The following is a 17124-nucleotide window of genomic DNA, read 5'->3' as shown; positions in this document are numbered from 1 at the left end:
CCTTGCATTTCGAAAGCACCAATTCCCCGGCCATCAAGTCGGTCCAACAACGTGACCTTCTGAGCACGCGGCTGCGGCTTTATGTCCGCAGCCAGGCCACCCCTCGCATCCCGCCCCGGGATGTGCGTCAGTTCGGTTAGCCAATGCCATTCGCGAGTGCCGATCCATCAGTGATCAAATCGATCACGCAGCGGGTGCTGCTGAACGCCTGGTTGCGCGCGCTGCGCATGCCGGACACCCTTCCTTTGCTGTGCGACTTCCACACTGACGGCAGCACCGAGGAGCGCGCCGACATGATGGGCTTCGACGTCGAGGGCAGCGGCGAGGACGCCCGCTTCATCATCACGCAGGAAGGCGCGCGGCTGACCACCGCCTATGGCAACGAGCATGTCGAGCCTCAGCTGCGCACCAACCGCTATCTCGATGATGCGATCGGCCCGGAGCGCTACGCCGGCGTCATCCTGTCCTATCGCGCCTGCCTGGCGCGCAAGCGTCCGACCTATACCGTCGCTGAAGTCACCGACGCCGACGGCAAGGACGTATCCTATGAACGGCTGCTGCTGCCGTTCGGACGCGGCGAGCGCGTCGAGCACATCATCGGCTCCTACAAGGCGATCAGCATCGAGGGCGGCTTCCGGCTGCACAACCTGATGGGCGTGAAGGCGAAATCGGTTCCGGTCGTCACCGTGCGGGCCGTGATCGACCGCAGGTTCGTGCCGGCGGATCGTCCGGCGAGCCGGGATTCGGTTGAGCTGATCTAGCTCCGGGACGCATACTCATAGCCGTTTGCTGGCTGGTTCGTCCCGACACCGACCGCCTTTGCGCAACCGCAGCAAATGTCGCGATCGACCAACGGCGCTGTGCCGCAATGCCGTTCGTCTGAATTCAGATGTGCCTACCAAGTTGGAAGCTGCGGCGTTCGTTGAAGTGAAATTGGCGGGAACGTTTTCTCATACTCAGCCAAATAGTGTTCAAGCGGCTTTGCCACTCCCGTTACGCGCAATTCACACGTGTCTCTGTTCACGATGATCGGAGCGTTGCCGACGAGTTGGGCTGAGGGATTGCCATCATCGAGAAATTCTGCGGATTGGTAGAAGAATATCCAGCCATATGGCTTCGCGATCGTGGCCTCACGCACGATGCGCGCCTCTCCCTCGAAAAGGATATCCACCCAAGCGGTTGCGAGTGCTGCCGCCTTATCGAAGTCCATGGTCAGTGTCTCATCAGTTTTGCAGCGAGCATCAGCCCTTCTGGCGCGCCTTCGCCGGCACTTCCTTGGCGTAGATGTCCGGCTTGAAGCCGACGACGCGCTTCGGTCCGAGATCCAGCACCGGGCGCTTGATCATCGAGGGCTGCTCGGCCATCAGCGCCAGCGCCTTGCGCTCGTTCAAGCCTTCCTTGTCGGAATCGGGCAGCTTCTTGAAGGTGGTGCCGGCGCGGTTGAGCAGCGTCTCCCAGCCGACCTCCTCGCTCCACTGCTTGAGCTTGTCCTTGGCGATCCCTGCGGTCTTGTAATCGTGGAAGTCGTAAGCGACGCCGTGATCGTCGAGCCAGGCGCGCGCCTTCTTCATGGTGTCGCAGTTCTTGATGCCATAGATGGTGATGGTCAAAGCCGTTCCCCGCATGCGATTGCAGCGGGCAAACTAGCCTCGCAGCCATCGCAGCGCCAGATCGGAGCGATCAGGTCTCCACACCGATCTCGGCATCGTCCGTGTCAGACCTTGCTGACGTCGATGATGGCCTGGACGAACGCCTGCGGCGCTTCCTGCGGCAGGTTGTGGCCGATGCCGCCGGCGAGCTGCCGATGCTCGTAATGCCCGGAGAACTTCTTGGCATAGGCGGCGGGCTCCGGATGCGGCGCGCCGTTGGCGTCGCCCTCCATGGTGATGGTCGGGATCGTGATCACGGGTGCCTGGGCCAGCGTCTTCTCGAACGCGTCGTACTTCGCCTCGCCCTCGGCGACACCAAGCCGCCAGCGGTAATTGTGGATCACGATATCGACATGGTCGGGGTTTTCGAAGGCGGCCGCGCTGCGGTCGTAGGTCGCGTCGTCGAACTTCCACTGCGGCGAGGCGAGCTGCCAGATCAGCTTGTTGAAGTCGTGCCGGTTCTTGGCATAGCCCTCGCGGCCGCGCTCGGTCGCGAAATAGAACTGGTACCACCATTGCAGCTCGGCCTTCGGCGGCAGCGGCACCTTGCCGGCCGCCTGGCTGCCGATCAGATAGCCGCTGACCGAGACCATGGCCTTGCAGCGCTCGGGCCAGAGCACTGCCATGATGTTGGCGGTGCGCGCACCCCAGTCGTAGCCGCCGAGCACGGCCTTCTCGATCTTCAGGGCGTCCATCAGCGCAATGATGTCGGCGGCGACCGCGACCGGCTGGCCGCTGCGCATCGTGTCGCTGGAGAGGAAGCGCGTGGTGCCATAGCCGCGCAGATGCGGCACGATCACGCGATAGCCAGCCTCGGCCAGCGCCGGCGCGACGTCGGCATAGCTGTGGATGTCGTAGGGCCAGCCGTGCAGCAGGATGACGGCGGGACCTGAGGCCGGCCCCATCTCGACATAACCGATGTCAAGCACGCCGGCATTGATCTGCTTGACCGGACCGATCGTCGTGTGGCCGCCCGCCTTGACCGCTGCTGGCGCCGGCTTGGATTGCGCACTGGCCGATCCGATCAAGCCGAACCGAGAAACGGCGAGGATCCCGCCGGCGATGCCGAGGAAGCGGCGGCGGTGCGGATTGATGGATTGGGACATGGCGATCTCCTTAAGTCTGGTGTCGGGATTGAATATTGCAGAGACCGAACCCGTCCGCTTTGAGAGGACGTGGATTTGTCCTTCAGACCGTCGTGATTTTGGCTCCGCCCGGCCTGTGCTAGGTTCCGCCGCGGATTCAGCCGCCGGCCGCCGGACTCTTCGATTTGACCTACCATTTCAACGACTTGACCCTCGATTCCGAGCGCCGGGAGCTGCGCCGCGGCGATGCCCTGGTGGCCGTCGAGCCGCAAGTCTTCGACCTCCTCGAATTCCTGATCCGGGCCCGCGACCGCGTGGTCAGCCGCGACGAGGTGCTGGCGGCGGTCTGGCACGGGCGGATCGTCTCGGAGGCGACCCTGAGCAGCCGGGTCAACGCCGCGCGAACCGCGATCGGCGACAATGGCGAGCAGCAGCGGCTGATCCGCACCCTGCCCCGCAAGGGTCTCCGCTTCGTCGGCGAAGTCAGGGAGGACGCCGCACCCGTTCGTCCGGTCGCGGACAGCGCCACGCCGGCACGGCCGAGCGAGGGTCCGTCGATCGCGGTGCTGCCCTTCACCAATATGAGCGGCGATCCCGAGCAGGATTATTTCGCCGACGGGATCGCCGAGGACATCACCACCGCGCTGGCGCGTTGCAGCCGCCTCACCGTGATCGCGCGCAACTCGGCCTTCACCTACAAGGGCAAGGCGGTCGATATCCGCCAGGTCGGACGCGAGCTCGGCGTCGGCTATGTGCTCGAGGGCAGTGTTCGCCGCGGCGGCGATCGCCTGCGCATCACCGGACAGTTGATCGACGCCAGCTCCGGCGCGCATCTGTGGGCCGACCGGTTCGACGGCGCGGCGACCGACGTGTTCGACCTGCAAGACCGCATCACCGAGAACGTGGTCGGCGCGATCGAACCGACCATGCTGGTCGCCGAGGCCGAGCGGGTGCGCGCAGCGCCGCCCGACAGACTAGATGCCTACGATCTGCTGCTGCGCGCCTACAGTCTGAGGTATGAGTTCACGCCCGAGAGCATGGAAGCTGCGCTCGACTGCCTCGACCAGGCGCTGACGCTCGATCCGAATTACGCGCCGGCGCTTGCAGCGTCGGCCTATTGCCATGCGATGCGCCATGTCCAGGGCTGGCTGAAGCCTGACGACGCCTACCGGGAGCGCGCGGTCGCGCAGGCCTGGCGCGCGGTCGAGCTTACGCCCGGTGATCCGCAGGTGCTGTGGATGGCGGCGTTCGCGATCTGGAACATGGCCGATGAGATCGAGCCCGCGCGCGAATTGTTCGAGCGCTCGCTTGCGATCAATCCGAACTCGGCGATGGCGCTGGTGCTCGGCGGCTGGGTCGAGGCGATGCGCGGCAACCAGAAGGCCGGCCGCGCCATGATTGAGCGCGCGCAGCGGCTCAACCCGCGTGACCCGCGCGGCTGGTTCGCTTCCGCCGCGCTCGCCATCTGCGCAATGCTCGACGGAGATTTTACTGAGGCGGTGATGTGGGCCGACAAGGCGCTGGCGCAGAACCGCCGCTTCGCAGTGGCGCTGCGCGTCCTGATCGTGGCGCTGGTCAAGACCGGCGAAACCGCGCGCGCGACCCAGATCGCACGCGAGCTGCTCAAGGTCGATCCGGAGTTTTCGATCTCCGGATTCCTGTCACGGATTCCGTTCCCGGTGCAATCGATGTCCGCGACCTATCGCGAGACGCTGAAGGCGGCCGGCGTCCCGGACTGACCGGCGCTTTGCACGTAACCAGCACTGCAAGCGCGAGGTCGTGTTGGTCGCAAGTCGGTCCTGGCCGTGTTTGGCTCCGAGAGCCAAGCCGTCGCATTCATCAAGGCGCGCATCGCCAAGGGGGACGGTCGTCAACGCCGACGAAGCCACCTCTTGGTATGGTCTGCATGAGCGTTTTCGAGATGGATCAACCATCAGGAGGAGGCATACAGCCTCGACGGCGCTTGCACCAATCAGGCTGAGGAGTATTTCAGCCACCTGCGCCGCGCAGAGATCGGCATCCACCAGCATATTGCTGGCGCGGACCTGTCGTGACCTCATGGCGTGAGGACAATCGCCGGGTCTCGAATGGGGATTAGGTGAATCGGATTGCGGCGCTGGCTTTGAAGCGCGGCAAAGCAGCGGCACGTCGAAAAGTAAATCGGACTAGCCGCCGCTTGATTGCATCTTCTTCTTTAAATTCGTCGGAGGCCCGTCTCGATCACCGTGACGGTTTTCGCGGTGCTTGAAGAACGCGTTTTTTTCTTGCTCGGCAGCTTCGGAAAACTTGTCTCATCGCCGTTGGTTTTGGTGGAGCTGTTATCAACCCATGCTTGCTTCATAGCTAGACTTGCTCCATGTCGATGACAGCTGAGTCGCCCGCTTTCTCGACGGCTAAAATACGAAACCTGCTGCGCGTGCCGAACAACGCTTCTCGTTCGGTAAGGGAAAGCCGAGAATGGTTCGACATCGCTACGCAGGGCTCTCATGAATACTGCTGGAGGAAAAGAAGTCGGCAAAATGCATGATTCCTAGGTGCACAAGAGCACCTACCTCAACCAATCATTGAGCAAAATCCCTACCCGCTTAATCTTTAGACATCATTCGTCACCGCGCATGCGCGCTGCAATGCTCACAGCACCGCGCGCAGCCCCGGAACGCGCCGGGCCAGCAATCCGACAACCAGAAAGCTGGCGACGACGCCTATGAGGCTTGCCAGCAGGAATTTCCATTGCGGGGCAACGGACCAATCGTGCATGACGCGCGTCACCGCGATCAGCACAGGGGCGTGCAGGACGTAAACGCCGAAGGCATTGCGGCTGAGGAATCCCGTCACCGGACCCTGCCAGTCGAACAGGTCGCGATACAGCACCACCAACCCCAGGCTGAGCGAGGCGCACGTCGCCGACCGCCAAAAGTCCATGCCAGCCGCCTGCCAATGCCAACCGCCGCCGTAGTCGGCCAGCCGACCTTCGAGGGCTCCCCCGAACACGACGATGGCGGCCCACAGCGCGATGCTCCCCGCCAGCCCGCAGAAAAGCCAGCGCCGCCCTGCACTGCTCGAAATCTGTCGCAGCCAATCGCCCCGCCATGCCGCGACTCCGGCGGCGAACATGAAGGGATATTGCGGCGCGTCGTGAATGGCGATGTTGAGGATGGTGCGGCCGTCCGGCGCCAGCAGCCCCACCGCGAACGTCACGGCGCTCATCGTCAGGACAAAGCCGAGCACAACGGCGAGGCCCGGTACCGGTACCGGTCCCGGGGAAGGCCGGCCGATCGGACGGAATCTGCACTGCAAGGCAAAGCAGCCGGAAAACAGCAACAGCACGAGGCAGAACCAGAGCGGGCCTGAGCCGTCCAGAAGCTGCCCGTCGGAGACGTGGCGCAACCAGTCCTCAATGAAACCCCGGCGCGGCTGCGACCACCATGATCCCGCCACGTAGTACTCGGTCAGCGGTCCGATAAGCCCGATATAAAGCAGCAGAGGTATGCCGAGCCGATACAGCCGTTCCTTCAAGAAGCCGACGACGCCGCGGCGGGCGACCATGCCGGCGGCAAAGTATCCGGCGATGCCGAACAGCAGCCCCATCGAGACGGCGTGCTGAAACGCCTGATAGGCCGCGAAGGCCACCCGGGTGCCCAGGCCCAATGGTGGATGTTCGCGATAGTACCAGCTTCCGAACGGCGAATAGGTGACGGCGGCATGCATGACCACGACCATGCTGATCGCCGACCAGCGCAGATTGTCGATATACAGGAGCCTGTGGGGCGTTGGGCGAACGGGCTGTTCCATGTGCGTCTCCTTTGCGGGACGACCAACATGGTGGCCAAGGCCGGACCGGTCGCGCCGAAAGTCGCAGTCAGGGTCGCCGAAACCCGCAAAGTCTGGCCGTTTGCGACAATCGGTGGCTCAGACCGGCCCGGCCAGGGTCCTTTTGCGGAATGTGCTCGGCGTTTCCCCAGTCACCGCCTTGAACGCGCGATTGAACGGGCCGATCGACTCGAAGCCCGCATCCAGTGCAATCGTCAGGATCGGGACACGCGCCTGGCCGGCATCGGCCAGGGCCGAGCGCGCTTCCGCCAGCCGGTAGGAATTGACGAAGCGGGCGAAGTTGCCGTAGCCGAGCCGCTGATTGATGAGCTGGCGGACGCGGTATTCCGGCGTGTCGAGCCGCTTGGCCAGGCTGGCCATCGTCATGCTGCCGTCGCGGTAGGCCCGCTCCACCTCCATGACCGTCAGCAAACGCCGATAGAGGGCCGCTTCCGCCTCGGTCATTTCAGACGTCGATGCGGTCGGGCTCGATGCCGGTGACGCGGCAGCGACCGCGGAGATCGGGCCTGCCCTCTGCATGCGCAGCAAGGCAGCGGCAAGCGCGATGGCCACCACACCGGGAAGCGCAGGTGTCATCCCGAGATTGCTCGACCCGATCAGCGTGCAGCCCGCGATCGCGAGGCCCAGACCCCATGCGAACACCACCCGATCGCGGCGGCGCATCTCGATCAGGTCGTCGGCCCGGCCCAGCAGCACGCGGCCGATCGCGATCACCACAAGCACGAGAGCGCAGACATGGGTCGCGAGCCAGGCCCATGAAGAGTCGGTGACCACGGACCAGGTGGCAAGCAACGCCATCGCACTCACCGCTGTCCAGCCGATCCATGGCGGCCTCGCCGTGTCGTCGAACACCTCCTCGCTCCAGAGCACGAAGACAGCAGCCGCCATATTGCTCGCCAGCCGCAGCAAGAGGACCCACACTGCCTGGCTGTCGCGAAATTGCGGAGCCGTCTCAATGAGAAACGCAATTCCGCACAGGTCGAAAACAAGGGTGATGCGGCCGAGCCGGCTGTTGCGCAACTGCAGCAGCGCGTCGAGCGCAAGAAGCACCAGCAAAGCGAGGGCCCCGCCGCGAAGACCTGTATCCAGGAGCATCTTCTTCACCAAACTGGTCGACGGGCTCGCCAGCGATGTGGGCGCCGCGGGGCGAACGGACACCCGCGCTATTTCGGAATATTAGAAAATAGCCCTGAGTTGCCCGACGTGTCAAGTCGCCTGGTCGAACAGTCGCCTGATCGAACATCGCCGCCGCCGGCGCCTTTGCATGGGGTTGTTTTTCATATTTTGGCAACGCCCCCCTGCGACAGCCCGACGACGTCATCCTGCCCTACCCGGTCCCGCCCGGTTCCAGCGCCTCGCCGAGCTCGAGCGGATGCGCCATGGTCTCGTGCAGCGCGTCCTTGTCGAGCTCGCCTTCGGAAAGGCTGATCACGATACAGGCGACGCCGTTGCCGATCAGGTTGGTCAGTGCGCGGCACTCGCTCATGAACTTGTCGATGCCGACCAGGATGGCGATCGACTGAATCGGAATATCGGGCACGATCGACAGCGTCGCGGCGAGCGTGATGAAGCCGGCGCCGGTGACGCCGGACGCGCCCTTCGAGGTGATCATGGCGATGCCGAGAATGCCGAGCTCCTGCCAAATCGTCAGATGGGTGTTGGTGGCCTGCGCCAGGAACAGCGTCGCCAGCGTCATGTAGATGTTGGTGCCGTCGAGATTGAAACTGTAGCCGGTCGGCACCACAAGGCCGACCACCGAGCGCGAGGCGCCAAGATGCTCCATCTTCTGGATCATCTGCGGCAGCACCGTCTCCGACGACGAGGTGCCGAGCACGATCAGGAGCTCGTCCTTGATATAGGCGATGAAGCGGATGATGGAAAAGCCCGCCAGCCGCGCGATCGCGCCGAGCACGATCAGCACGAACAGGATGCTGGTGAGATAGAAGGTCGCGATCAGCGCCGCCAGGTTGACCAGCGAGCCGAGGCCGTAGGCACCGACCGTGAAGGCCATCGCGCCGAACGCGCCGAGCGGCGCGACGCGGACGATCATCCGGATGATGCCGAAGAACATCTTGGACGCCTTGTCGATCGCCTCGGCGATCGGCTCGCCGGGCTTGCCCATCAAGGCGATGGCGAACCCCGACAGGATCGAGATCAGCAGCACCTGCAAGAGGTCGCCGCGCGCCAGCGCTCCGAAGAAAGAGTCGGGGATGATCGCCATCAGATGGGCGACGATGCCCTGCTCCTTCGCCTGGGTCACGTAAGTGGAAACGGCCTTCGGATCGATCGTCGAGGGATCGATGTTGAAGCCGCGGCCGGGCTGCAGCAGCTCGCCGATCAAAAGGCCGACCGCGAGCGCGACGGTCGACACCGCCTCGAAATAGATCAGCGCCTTCAGCCCGACCCGGCCGACGCGCTTGAGGTCGCCCATCGAGGAGATGCCGTGCACCACGGTGCAGAAGATCACCGGCGCGATCATCATCTTGATCAGCGCGATGAAGCCGTCGCCGAGCGGCTTCAACTGCTTGCCGAGGCCGGGATAGAAATGCCCGATCAAGACGCCCGCGAAGATCGCGATCAGCACCTGGATGTAGAGGATCTTGTACCAGGGCTGATGACGGGGATGGGCAACCGGCTTGATCGCGTCTGTGGTCATGAGATGTCCCGGGAGGCTAGGATTTGACACAACGAGTGGTGCCATCTTGGCGGAGCAACACGCAAGCGACAATGCCCATTCGCGCCGCCGCCAACACACACGAATCTGTCATAGACTGCGGCCGGCTCGCACCCGGAGGCTGAGGATGGAATTCACCGCACTGTTTCTCGCCATCACCATCGCCATGCTGGTGGCCTGGCGTGGTCCGCGTCCCCTGGCGATCGGCCTGTTCGCGGTGATCCTGGTCGCCTGCGTCGCGACCCTGCTGCATCACGCCACCGACCGTCTCACCTTGTCGTTCTGAGGCCGGCAATGACCGACACAAGGGCCGTGACCCTGAATGCGCTCGCGCTCTATGCCCTCTCGCTGCTGCTGACTGCTGCTTTTGCGGCGCAGCTGATGCTGCGCGAGCTGCCCTGCCCGCTGTGTTTGCTGCAGCGCATCCTTTTCGCGCTGCTGGCGATCGGGCCGATCCTGAACATCCGCTTCGGACCACGGCCGAGCCATTATGCCTTGTCGCTGCTGGCGGCTGTCGTCGGCGCCTCGGTCTCGACCCGGCAGGTGCTGCTGCATATCCTCCCCGGCGATGCCGGCTACGGCTCGGCGCTGCTCGGCTATCATTATTACACGTGGGCGCTGATCGCCTTCATCGCAGCGATCGTGCTGCTCGCCGCCATGCTGCTGTTCGACCGCCAGTTCGAACACCGCGCGGCACAAGCCACCGTGCCCGACGGATTCGCACTGGGCGCCGTCTGGCTCGTGATCGGGTTGACGGCGCTGAACGCGGTCTCGACCCTGCTCGAGTGCGGCTTTGGCGCCTGCGCCGACAATCCGGTCGTCTATGAGTTGCTGAAGTAGCTGCTCAGGGACGCTTCGGAATATTCAACCCGCGTTCCACGGCCGGGCGCTTCAGACCGCGCTCCAGCCACGCGGCGACGCTCTTGAACCGGTCGAACTCGACGAGCTCGCGCGCGCCGTAGAAGCCGATCAGATTGCGCACCCAGCCGAGCATCGAGATGTCGGCGATGGTGTATTCATCGTCCATGAACCATTGCCGTCCGTCGAGATGGCTCTCCATCACCCCGAGCAGACGCGCGGACTCCGCGACGTAGCGCTGCAACGGCCGCTTGTCCTCATAATCCTTGCCGGCGAATTTGTGGAAGAAGCCGACCTGGCCGAACATCGGGCCGATGCCGCCGATCTGGAAATGCACCCACTGGATCGCCTGGTAGCGGCGCGCTGCATCCGCCGGCAGCAACTTGCCGGTCTTCTCGGCAAGATATTGCAGGATGGCGCCGGACTCGAACAGCGGCAACGGCTTGCCGCCGGGGCCATTGGGATCGAGGATCGCCGGGATCTTGCCGTTCGGATTCAGCGACAGGAACTCGGGCGTCTTCTGGTCGTCCGTGTTGAAATCGATCAGGTGGACCTCGTAGGGCAGCCCGATCTCCTCGAGCATGATCGAGACCTTCACGCCGTTCGGCGTCGGAAGCGAATAGAGCTGCAGGCGGTCCGGATGCTGGGCGGGCCAGCGTTTTGTGACGGGAAAAGCTGTGAGGTCGGTCATGTCAGACATTCTTTGCAGGGTTGTTGTTGGGTGGCTAATGTACGGAGCTCATTGAAAGCCGCAAGGTCTGCAACCAGTCATGAAGGATCAACAGACAACGCTCGGCCTTTCCGACGACGAGCTCGCGGATCATCCGACCGTGTTCGCGGCCGATGCGCTGGCCGGTCAAGTTGTCGTCGTATCCGGCGGCGCCGGCGGCATCGGCCGCGCGATCGTCTGGCTGTTCGCCCGGCTCGGCGCACATGTCGTCGTCGCAGGACGCAATGCCGACAAGCTCGATGCCCTCGTCGATCATCTCGGCCGTCGCGGCCTGAAGGCATCCGCGCACGTCGCCGACATCAGGGATGCCGACGCGGTCGGTGCGATGTTCGACGCGCTGTGGGCTGCGCATGGCCGCATCGATCATGTCGTCAACAGCGCCGGCGGCCAGTTCCCGCAGGCCGCGATCGATGTCTCGATCAAGGGCTGGAATGCGGTCATCAACACCAACCTCAACGGCACCTGGTACATGATGCAGGCCGCGGCGCAGCGCTGGCGCGACCGCAAGCATCAAGGCAGCATCGTCAACATCGTCGTGGTCACGACGCACGGCCTCTACGGCATCGCGCACTCGATCGCGGCACGCTCCGGCGTGATCGGGCTGTCGCGCGCGCTCGCGGTCGAATGGGCGCCGCTGAACGTCCGCATCAACTGCATCGCGCCCGGCGCGATCGAGACCGATGGCTGGAACGTGTACAGCGAGGCGGCGCGCGCCGCCTATCCGCGCTCCAACCCGATGATGCGCCCGGGCACGCCCTGGGACATCGCGGAAGCCGCCGTCTATCTCGCCGCGCCCTCCGGCAAGTTCATCACCGGCGAGACGCTGACCGTCGACGGCGGCGGCCAGCATTGGGGCGAGACCTGGACCACCGGCAAGCCGGACTATTTCAAAGCCGGCGAGTAACGCAAACATACCGGTCGCCGCCTCCGCATTTACTTCCCGTCGTCGAAGCTGACGATGACGGCGGCATTCGCGATCAGGATCGGGTCGTTGCCGAGATCGGAGGGAATTTCGAGGCCGCCCGCAATCGCCCTCACGGTCTTGGTGCCATAGGGCAGTTCCTTGGCGACGGCTTCGGTATCGACCGCTTCGGGATTCGGCACGGCGATCGTGACATCGACGAACATGTCGTTGGCGGTCTTGCCGAGCATGCGGAAGAAGCCGAGGCTGGAATGGCGGATCGCATCCGAGACCGCCCGCTTGGCGGCCTTGGTGGCGTCGCGGCCGTGAACGTCGACGCCCATGCCCATTTCGGTGATACAGCGCACGCGTGTCATGAAACTTTCCTGTTGTCGTTGGCGTGAGAGAGCTTCACTCCTTCGCCCTCCGCGCAGGCGGCGTCAAGCCGGGTCCCTGGTCTCACTTGCGCCGTTGTGAGCGCCGCGCGCGAGCAGCCATGCCGCGAGACCGGCAAGGATCGCCGCCGCAACCACCATGACGCTGGCCGCACCCCAGCCCCATGCCGACACCACAGACCCAACCGCGATCGGACCGGTGACCTGGCCGAAATTGCTGCCGGTCATCAACAGTCCCATCATGACCGGAACCATCGCCGCCGAACCCGCTGCCGCCGGTGCGGTCGCGAGCAAGGTCGCCGGGATCAGGCCGCCGGTCGCGGAGAACAGCAGGCACAGAAAGAACGCCCCCCACCCGCCGAGCAGGGGCAGGAAGATGCCGAGCGCAGACGCGCCCATCACCAGGGCCGCTACCGCGATCAGCAACGGGCGGCTCACGCCGCGCGCCAGCAGATTGCCGGCGGCGAGATTGCCGACGACGTTGGCCGCCGCTGCCAACGCACTGAGCCCGCCGGCGCTCTGGCTTGAGACGCCGAGCCGCGCAGTGAGCAGGATCGGCAGAAAGCTGAACAGCGCAAAGAACATCAGGCTGTAGAGCGCAAACAGCACCATCAGCAGTGCCGGAGTACGGCGACGCGCCAGCGCCGTGGCCTCCTGCATCAGGCCGGCACGCGCCGGGCCGCTCCGCGACGCGACTTCAGGGACGAAGACGCTGGCGAGAACGAACAGCAACGCGACAAACGCGGCACTGGCCCACCAGATCGCGCGCCAGCCACCGAAGATCGGCCCGGCAACCAGCGCCAGCGCGATCCCGAACGGCATCACGCAACTCCACACCGCCATGGTGACGTCGCGCGCACCGACATCGACGGCACGATCGAGCAACGCGGGGGCCGCGACCATCACCAGCAGGAAGCCGAGCCCTTCCAGCATGCGCGACGCCAGCAGCGCCACAAGTGACGGCGCGAGCGCGCCGGAGACCGCACCGAGCGTGATGGCGGCGAGGCCGCACAGCATCACCCGGCGCGCGCCGACCGCTGCGATCACGACGCCTGCCGGCACGCTGCCGGCCAGCCCGAGCACCGCAAAGATGCCGCCGACCGAGCCGACCGCGGCGAGGTCGACGCCGAGGTTCTGCTGCAACATCGACGCGGCGATCGGCACCTTGCCGACCTGCAGCGCGGCACCGATCCCGCACCCCATCACGATCGCGACCGTCGCCCATCGCTTCGCCTCGCTTTGCCGCGCCACGGCCGTCTCGATCGTCATGCGTCCACCCACCCTGCTCACCTCACGACAAATAGCGTTTCCGGACCATCAACAGGAGTGATATGTTTTGCATTCATTTGATCGATTTCATAGATCATGCTCGATAACCTCACACTCGATCAGATCCGGGTCTTCGTCACCATCGCCGAGACCGGCAGTTTTCGCGCCGCTGCGGCGAAGCTGGCGCGGGTGCAGTCCGCGGTCAGCCACGCCATCGCCAACCTCGAGGCCGAGCTCGGCATCATGCTGTTCGACCGCTCCGGCCATCGCCCGGTGCTGACGGCCGAAGGCAAGGCGCTGCTCGGCAATGCGCGCGATCTCCTGCTCCGGGTCGACGCGATGCGGGCGCGGGCGCACGGCCTTGGCGACGGGGTGGAATCGGAACTCGCTGTTGTCGTCGACACGCTGTTTCCGATCGCCGCTGTCGGCGCGGCGCTGACGGAGATGCGGGCGGCCTATCCATCGGTGAGCGTGCGGCTCGCGGTCGAACCGATGGGCGGTCCGATCGCCGCCCTCACCGAACGGCGCAGCGCGCTCGCCGTCACGGTCGGGGAGGATTTTCGCGATCCCCGCCTCGCGCTCGACGCGATCTGCTCCGTGCAGATCATCGCTGTCGCCTCCGCAAGCCATCCGCTCGCGCGCCGCGGCCACAAGAGCGTCGCCGACCTCGCCGATCATCTGCAGATCGTGCTGTCGGACCCGACGCCGTTGTCGGAAGGCCGCAACTTCGGCGTCCTCTCGCCGCAGATTTGCAGGGTCAGCAACCAGGACACCAAGCACGCCATGATCATGGCCGGGCTCGGCTGGGGCCGGCTGCCGATCTGGCAGGTGGCGCGCGACTTGAGCGAACGCCGCCTGGTGAGGGTCGAGACCGGCGCACTCGGACGCAACGCATCGCTTGCAATGGAGGCCTATCTCGCGCGCCGGCTCGACGAGCCGCTCGGCCCCGCCGCACGCGTGTTTGCAGATGCGCTGACGCGGATCGCCGCGCATGGCGGCAAGCCCGCGAGCAAAGCGAAGCCGCGCAAGCGGCGCTGAATTTTCAGCCGTCATCATTTTCCGTTGTTGACATCGACATCGGCGAGGCGTATGTCCCGCAACCTTCGCGAGCACCACCGTTCGCGATCAAACATGAGCCAGATGATGCACTACGGATTTGAAAGATCCCGCCAACTGTCGAACGGCCTGCGGCCGATCGGTAGCGCGTGCCCGGCTCATCGGAGCGACCTCGCATAATGCGAGGTCGACAGTCCGCCTAAACGGACCCTCCCGAGCCAAGTGCTCCGGAGGGTTTTTTTGTTGTCCGCAGCACGGCTCATTCGAATTGCCCGGCGCAAGCCGGAACGGGAGACCCGGATCCCGGGGCTCGCGCGGAGACGCGCGTGCCCAAGTGCGCGGGGCCTGCCGGAGGGAACGAGGCGATGAGCCGGACACCGATGGCAGAGCGGACTCCGAGGAGTTCGCAATCGGCGGCGCATCGACAGCGCCGCGACGAAATTTTTCAAAACGGTTTGCCGCATCACTGCGGCTCAACCGACGCTGGTGGTGAAGATGTCGGATACTTCGCTCCACTGGAAAGAGCGGGTTCGAATCCCGCCTGTGACACACGCACCGGGATGCGGCCAGGCAAAGGTCCGCGTGCGGCCCGGCGCAGTCTCTCGTCCGCAAGGCGAGCGGCTGTGTTGTCGTCACTGACACCGATATCGCCAGTTCCCCAGCGTACCTATCGACGACCGGCGCAGATGCGCCGGTCAGGCGGTGGTGAAGATGACTGTTACTTCGTGGGAAGGCGCTACGGCGCCGAGCGGGTTCGAGGCCCGCACGCCGAAAGGCGGTTCGCCCGCAAGGGCAGCAACAGCATCGCTTGTTCCCCGCCGACCCCTTCCACGCCCCGTGGTGAAGATCGCTGTTACATCGTCTGTGAAACGAGAGGTCGCGGGTTCGAATCCCGCCCGGTGTCATGTGCACCGGTAGCTCAGTGGTAGAGCGCTTCCCGACTGGCAGGGTAAGCTGCCGAACGGGGTCTCAGCAATCGCCTGTTCCCGGGTCGTGGTCCGCCAATGCAGGTGGTGAAGAGTGCTGTTACTTCGGATCGCAAGGCAGAAGGTTCGATTCCTTCCGGATGATACATCCGTGGCTCGATGGAAGAGCGTGCGACGCCCTAAAAGGGCAGTCCAGCCTCGCCAGTTCCCCGGCTCCACTTTCCAATCCATACTCCCCCAGAAAGGAGGCCATCATGGCCACGATCAACAAGATCATGCGCGCCTTCACCCGCGAGGGCGCGCGCAGCAAGCGCTTCACGCCCGAGATGGAGCTGCGGCGCGCGCTGCTGAACTGCCTCCTGTGGGAGAACCAGTTCTACGAGGACGGCGTCGCGATCGCCGATCGCATCAAGGCGCTGGTGCCGCTGGTCGCGCCCGAGCGGACGGCCGAACTCGCCATCGCTGCGCGCGAGACCATGAAGCTGAGGCACGCGCCGCTGCTCGTGGTCCGCGAGATGGCGCGGCATCCGACCCATCGCGGCCTCGTTGCCGATACGCTGGCTCGCGTGATCCAGCGGCCCGACGAGATGACCGAGCTGCTTGCGATCTACTGGGCGGATGCGCTCGGCCCGCAGCAGCAGCGCAAGCGTCAGCCCGTCTCGGCGCAGATCAAGAAGGGCCTGGCGCGGGCGCTGACCAAGTTCGACGCCTACCAGCTCGCGAAGTACGATCGCGACGGCGCGGTGCGGATCAAGGACGTGCTGTTCCTGGTCCACGCCAAGCCGAAGGATGCCGCGCAGGAGAAGGTGTGGAAGCAGCTCGTCGACGGCGAGCTGGCCTCGCCCGACACCTGGGAGGTTTCGCTCTCGTCCGGCAAGGACAAGCGTGGAACCTTCGAGCGCCTGATCGCCAAGAACCGGCTCGGCGGGCTGGCGCTGCTCCGCAACCTGCGCCTGATGCAGAAGGCTGAGGTGCCGCGCCGAACCATCGCGGAGGCGATCGACGCAATGCGGACGGACCGCATCCTGCCCTACCGCTTCATCACGGTGGCGCGGTATGCGCCGGACTTCGAGCCGGAGCTCGAGGCAGCGATGCTGAAGTCGGTCAAGGACTACGCGCGGCTCGATGGCCGCACGCGGCTCCTGATCGACGTGTCGGGATCGATGTTCTCGCCGCTCTCGGCCCAGTCCGAGATGACGCGGGCGGAGGCGGCTTGCGGGCTTGCGATCCTCGCCCGCGAAGTCTGCGACGAGGTGGAGATCTTCACGTTCAGCAATGAGGTCGTGAAGCTGCCGCCGCGCCGCGGCTTCGCGCTGCGCGATGCGATCATCGGCTCGCAGCCGCATGGCGGGACGTATCTCGGCAAGGCGGTGACGGAGATCGACCGCAAGGGCGATCGCCTGATCGTCTTCACCGACGAGCAGAGCCACGACCAGGTGCCCGCCCCGAAGGGACGCGGATACATGGTCAACGTGGCGTCCTACCAGCACGGCGTCGGACACGGCCCGTGGACGCGGGTCGACGGCTTCTCCGAGGCCGTCATCGCCTGGATCGCGGCGTCGGAACAGACGATGCACTGACGCCTGCTCGACAACAATGGGCCCGGACGCGCATGCGCCCGGGCCTTTTTTTTGGTGCGACGGACGAGCGCTCCGCTCGCGCAGCGCACGAGCGGCGGCAACGTCATTCACAATGTCGCGAGCGGCCGCGCCGGCTCCACGCCGTTTGGCTCCAATTCATCTTCGCGAAC

Annotated in this window: 17 protein-coding genes; 8 read left to right on the top strand and 9 right to left on the bottom strand. The window is 64.9% G+C overall.

The features are described 5' to 3' along the window. Positions 1-143 precede the first annotated feature (143 nt). Complete coding sequence (locus tag JQ507_13640; GenBank protein QRI72439.1) at positions 144-761, top strand: hypothetical protein; 618 nt, start codon at positions 144-146, stop codon at positions 759-761. A 134-nt stretch (positions 762-895) separates the two neighbouring features. On the opposite strand, the gene JQ507_13635 is transcribed toward JQ507_13640, so the two are convergent. From JQ507_13635 to JQ507_13625, 3 genes are all read right to left on the bottom strand, one after another. Then, the gene (locus JQ507_13635) at positions 896-1210 is read right to left on the bottom strand and encodes a hypothetical protein (protein ID QRI72438.1); all 315 of its coding nucleotides are present in this window, start codon (positions 1208-1210) and stop codon (positions 896-898) included. A gap of 31 nt (positions 1211-1241) precedes the next feature. Continuing rightward, a complete protein-coding gene (locus tag JQ507_13630; protein ID QRI72437.1) occupies positions 1242-1610 on the bottom strand; it encodes an ArsC family reductase in 369 nt (122 codons plus the stop codon). A 104-nt stretch (positions 1611-1714) separates the two neighbouring features. Next, positions 1715-2755 carry an alpha/beta hydrolase gene (locus tag JQ507_13625; GenBank protein QRI72436.1) on the bottom strand — a complete coding sequence of 347 codons (1041 nt, stop codon included), beginning with the start codon at positions 2753-2755 and terminating at the stop codon, positions 1715-1717. Positions 2756-2919: 164 nt separating this feature from the next. Between JQ507_13625 and JQ507_13620 the strand changes: the two genes are divergently transcribed. Both JQ507_13620 and JQ507_13615 read left to right on the top strand, forming a co-directional pair. After that, the gene (locus JQ507_13620) at positions 2920-4473 is read left to right on the top strand and encodes a winged helix-turn-helix domain-containing protein (GenBank protein QRI72435.1); all 1554 of its coding nucleotides are present in this window, start codon (positions 2920-2922) and stop codon (positions 4471-4473) included. 186 nt (positions 4474-4659) lie between these two features. Continuing rightward, the gene (locus JQ507_13615; protein ID QRI73326.1) at positions 4660-4788 is read left to right on the top strand and encodes a transposase; all 129 of its coding nucleotides are present in this window, start codon (positions 4660-4662) and stop codon (positions 4786-4788) included. 577 nt (positions 4789-5365) lie between these two features. Here the strand turns inward: JQ507_13615 and JQ507_13610 are convergent. The 3 genes from JQ507_13610 to JQ507_13600 form a co-directional block, all read right to left on the bottom strand. Continuing rightward, positions 5366-6526: an acyltransferase gene (locus JQ507_13610; GenBank protein QRI72434.1), complete on the bottom strand. Its 1161-nt coding sequence runs from the start codon at positions 6524-6526 to the stop codon at positions 5366-5368. 117 nt (positions 6527-6643) lie between these two features. Beyond that, complete coding sequence (locus JQ507_13605; protein QRI72433.1) at positions 6644-7669, bottom strand: AraC family transcriptional regulator; 1026 nt, start codon at positions 7667-7669, stop codon at positions 6644-6646. 223 nt (positions 7670-7892) lie between these two features. Then, entirely contained in the window at positions 7893-9221 is a 1329-nt protein-coding gene (locus JQ507_13600; protein QRI72432.1) for a dicarboxylate/amino acid:cation symporter, read from the bottom strand. Between the two features lie 145 nt (positions 9222-9366). Between JQ507_13600 and JQ507_13595 the strand changes: the two genes are divergently transcribed. Together JQ507_13595 and JQ507_13590 are read left to right on the top strand one after the other, a co-directional pair. Then, positions 9367-9525: a hypothetical protein gene (locus tag JQ507_13595; GenBank protein QRI72431.1), complete on the top strand. Its 159-nt coding sequence runs from the start codon at positions 9367-9369 to the stop codon at positions 9523-9525. A gap of 8 nt (positions 9526-9533) precedes the next feature. Further along, entirely contained in the window at positions 9534-10079 is a 546-nt protein-coding gene (locus JQ507_13590) for a disulfide bond formation protein B (protein ID QRI72430.1), read from the top strand. A gap of 4 nt (positions 10080-10083) precedes the next feature. On the opposite strand, the gene JQ507_13585 is transcribed toward JQ507_13590, so the two are convergent. Beyond that, a complete protein-coding gene (locus JQ507_13585; protein ID QRI72429.1) occupies positions 10084-10788 on the bottom strand; it encodes a glutathione S-transferase N-terminal domain-containing protein in 705 nt (234 codons plus the stop codon). Between the two features lie 79 nt (positions 10789-10867). Between JQ507_13585 and JQ507_13580 the strand changes: the two genes are divergently transcribed. Then, the gene (locus JQ507_13580) at positions 10868-11731 is read left to right on the top strand and encodes an SDR family oxidoreductase (protein QRI72428.1); all 864 of its coding nucleotides are present in this window, start codon (positions 10868-10870) and stop codon (positions 11729-11731) included. A gap of 29 nt (positions 11732-11760) precedes the next feature. Here JQ507_13580 and JQ507_13575 read toward each other — a convergent pair whose 3' ends face one another. Further along, on the bottom strand, positions 11761-12105 hold the full coding sequence (locus JQ507_13575) for a Lin0512 family protein (GenBank protein QRI72427.1): 345 nt from the start codon (positions 12103-12105) through the stop codon (positions 11761-11763). 63 nt (positions 12106-12168) lie between these two features. Then, a complete protein-coding gene (locus JQ507_13570) occupies positions 12169-13392 on the bottom strand; it encodes an MFS transporter (GenBank protein ID QRI72426.1) in 1224 nt (407 codons plus the stop codon). Positions 13393-13488: 96 nt separating this feature from the next. Between JQ507_13570 and JQ507_13565 the strand changes: the two genes are divergently transcribed. Next, positions 13489-14430, top strand: a complete 942-nt coding sequence (locus JQ507_13565; protein QRI72425.1) for a LysR family transcriptional regulator — start codon at positions 13489-13491, stop codon at positions 14428-14430. A gap of 1198 nt (positions 14431-15628) precedes the next feature. Further along, the gene (locus JQ507_13560) at positions 15629-16954 is read left to right on the top strand and encodes a TROVE domain-containing protein (protein QRI72424.1); all 1326 of its coding nucleotides are present in this window, start codon (positions 15629-15631) and stop codon (positions 16952-16954) included. Positions 16955-17124 lie beyond the last annotated feature (170 nt).

Source organism: Bradyrhizobium sp. PSBB068 (assembly GCA_016839165.1).
Classification (GTDB): Bacteria; Pseudomonadota; Alphaproteobacteria; order Rhizobiales; family Xanthobacteraceae; genus Bradyrhizobium.
The sequence above is the reverse complement of the archived record's forward strand: the minus strand, read 5'-3'. Positions and strand labels throughout refer to the sequence as shown.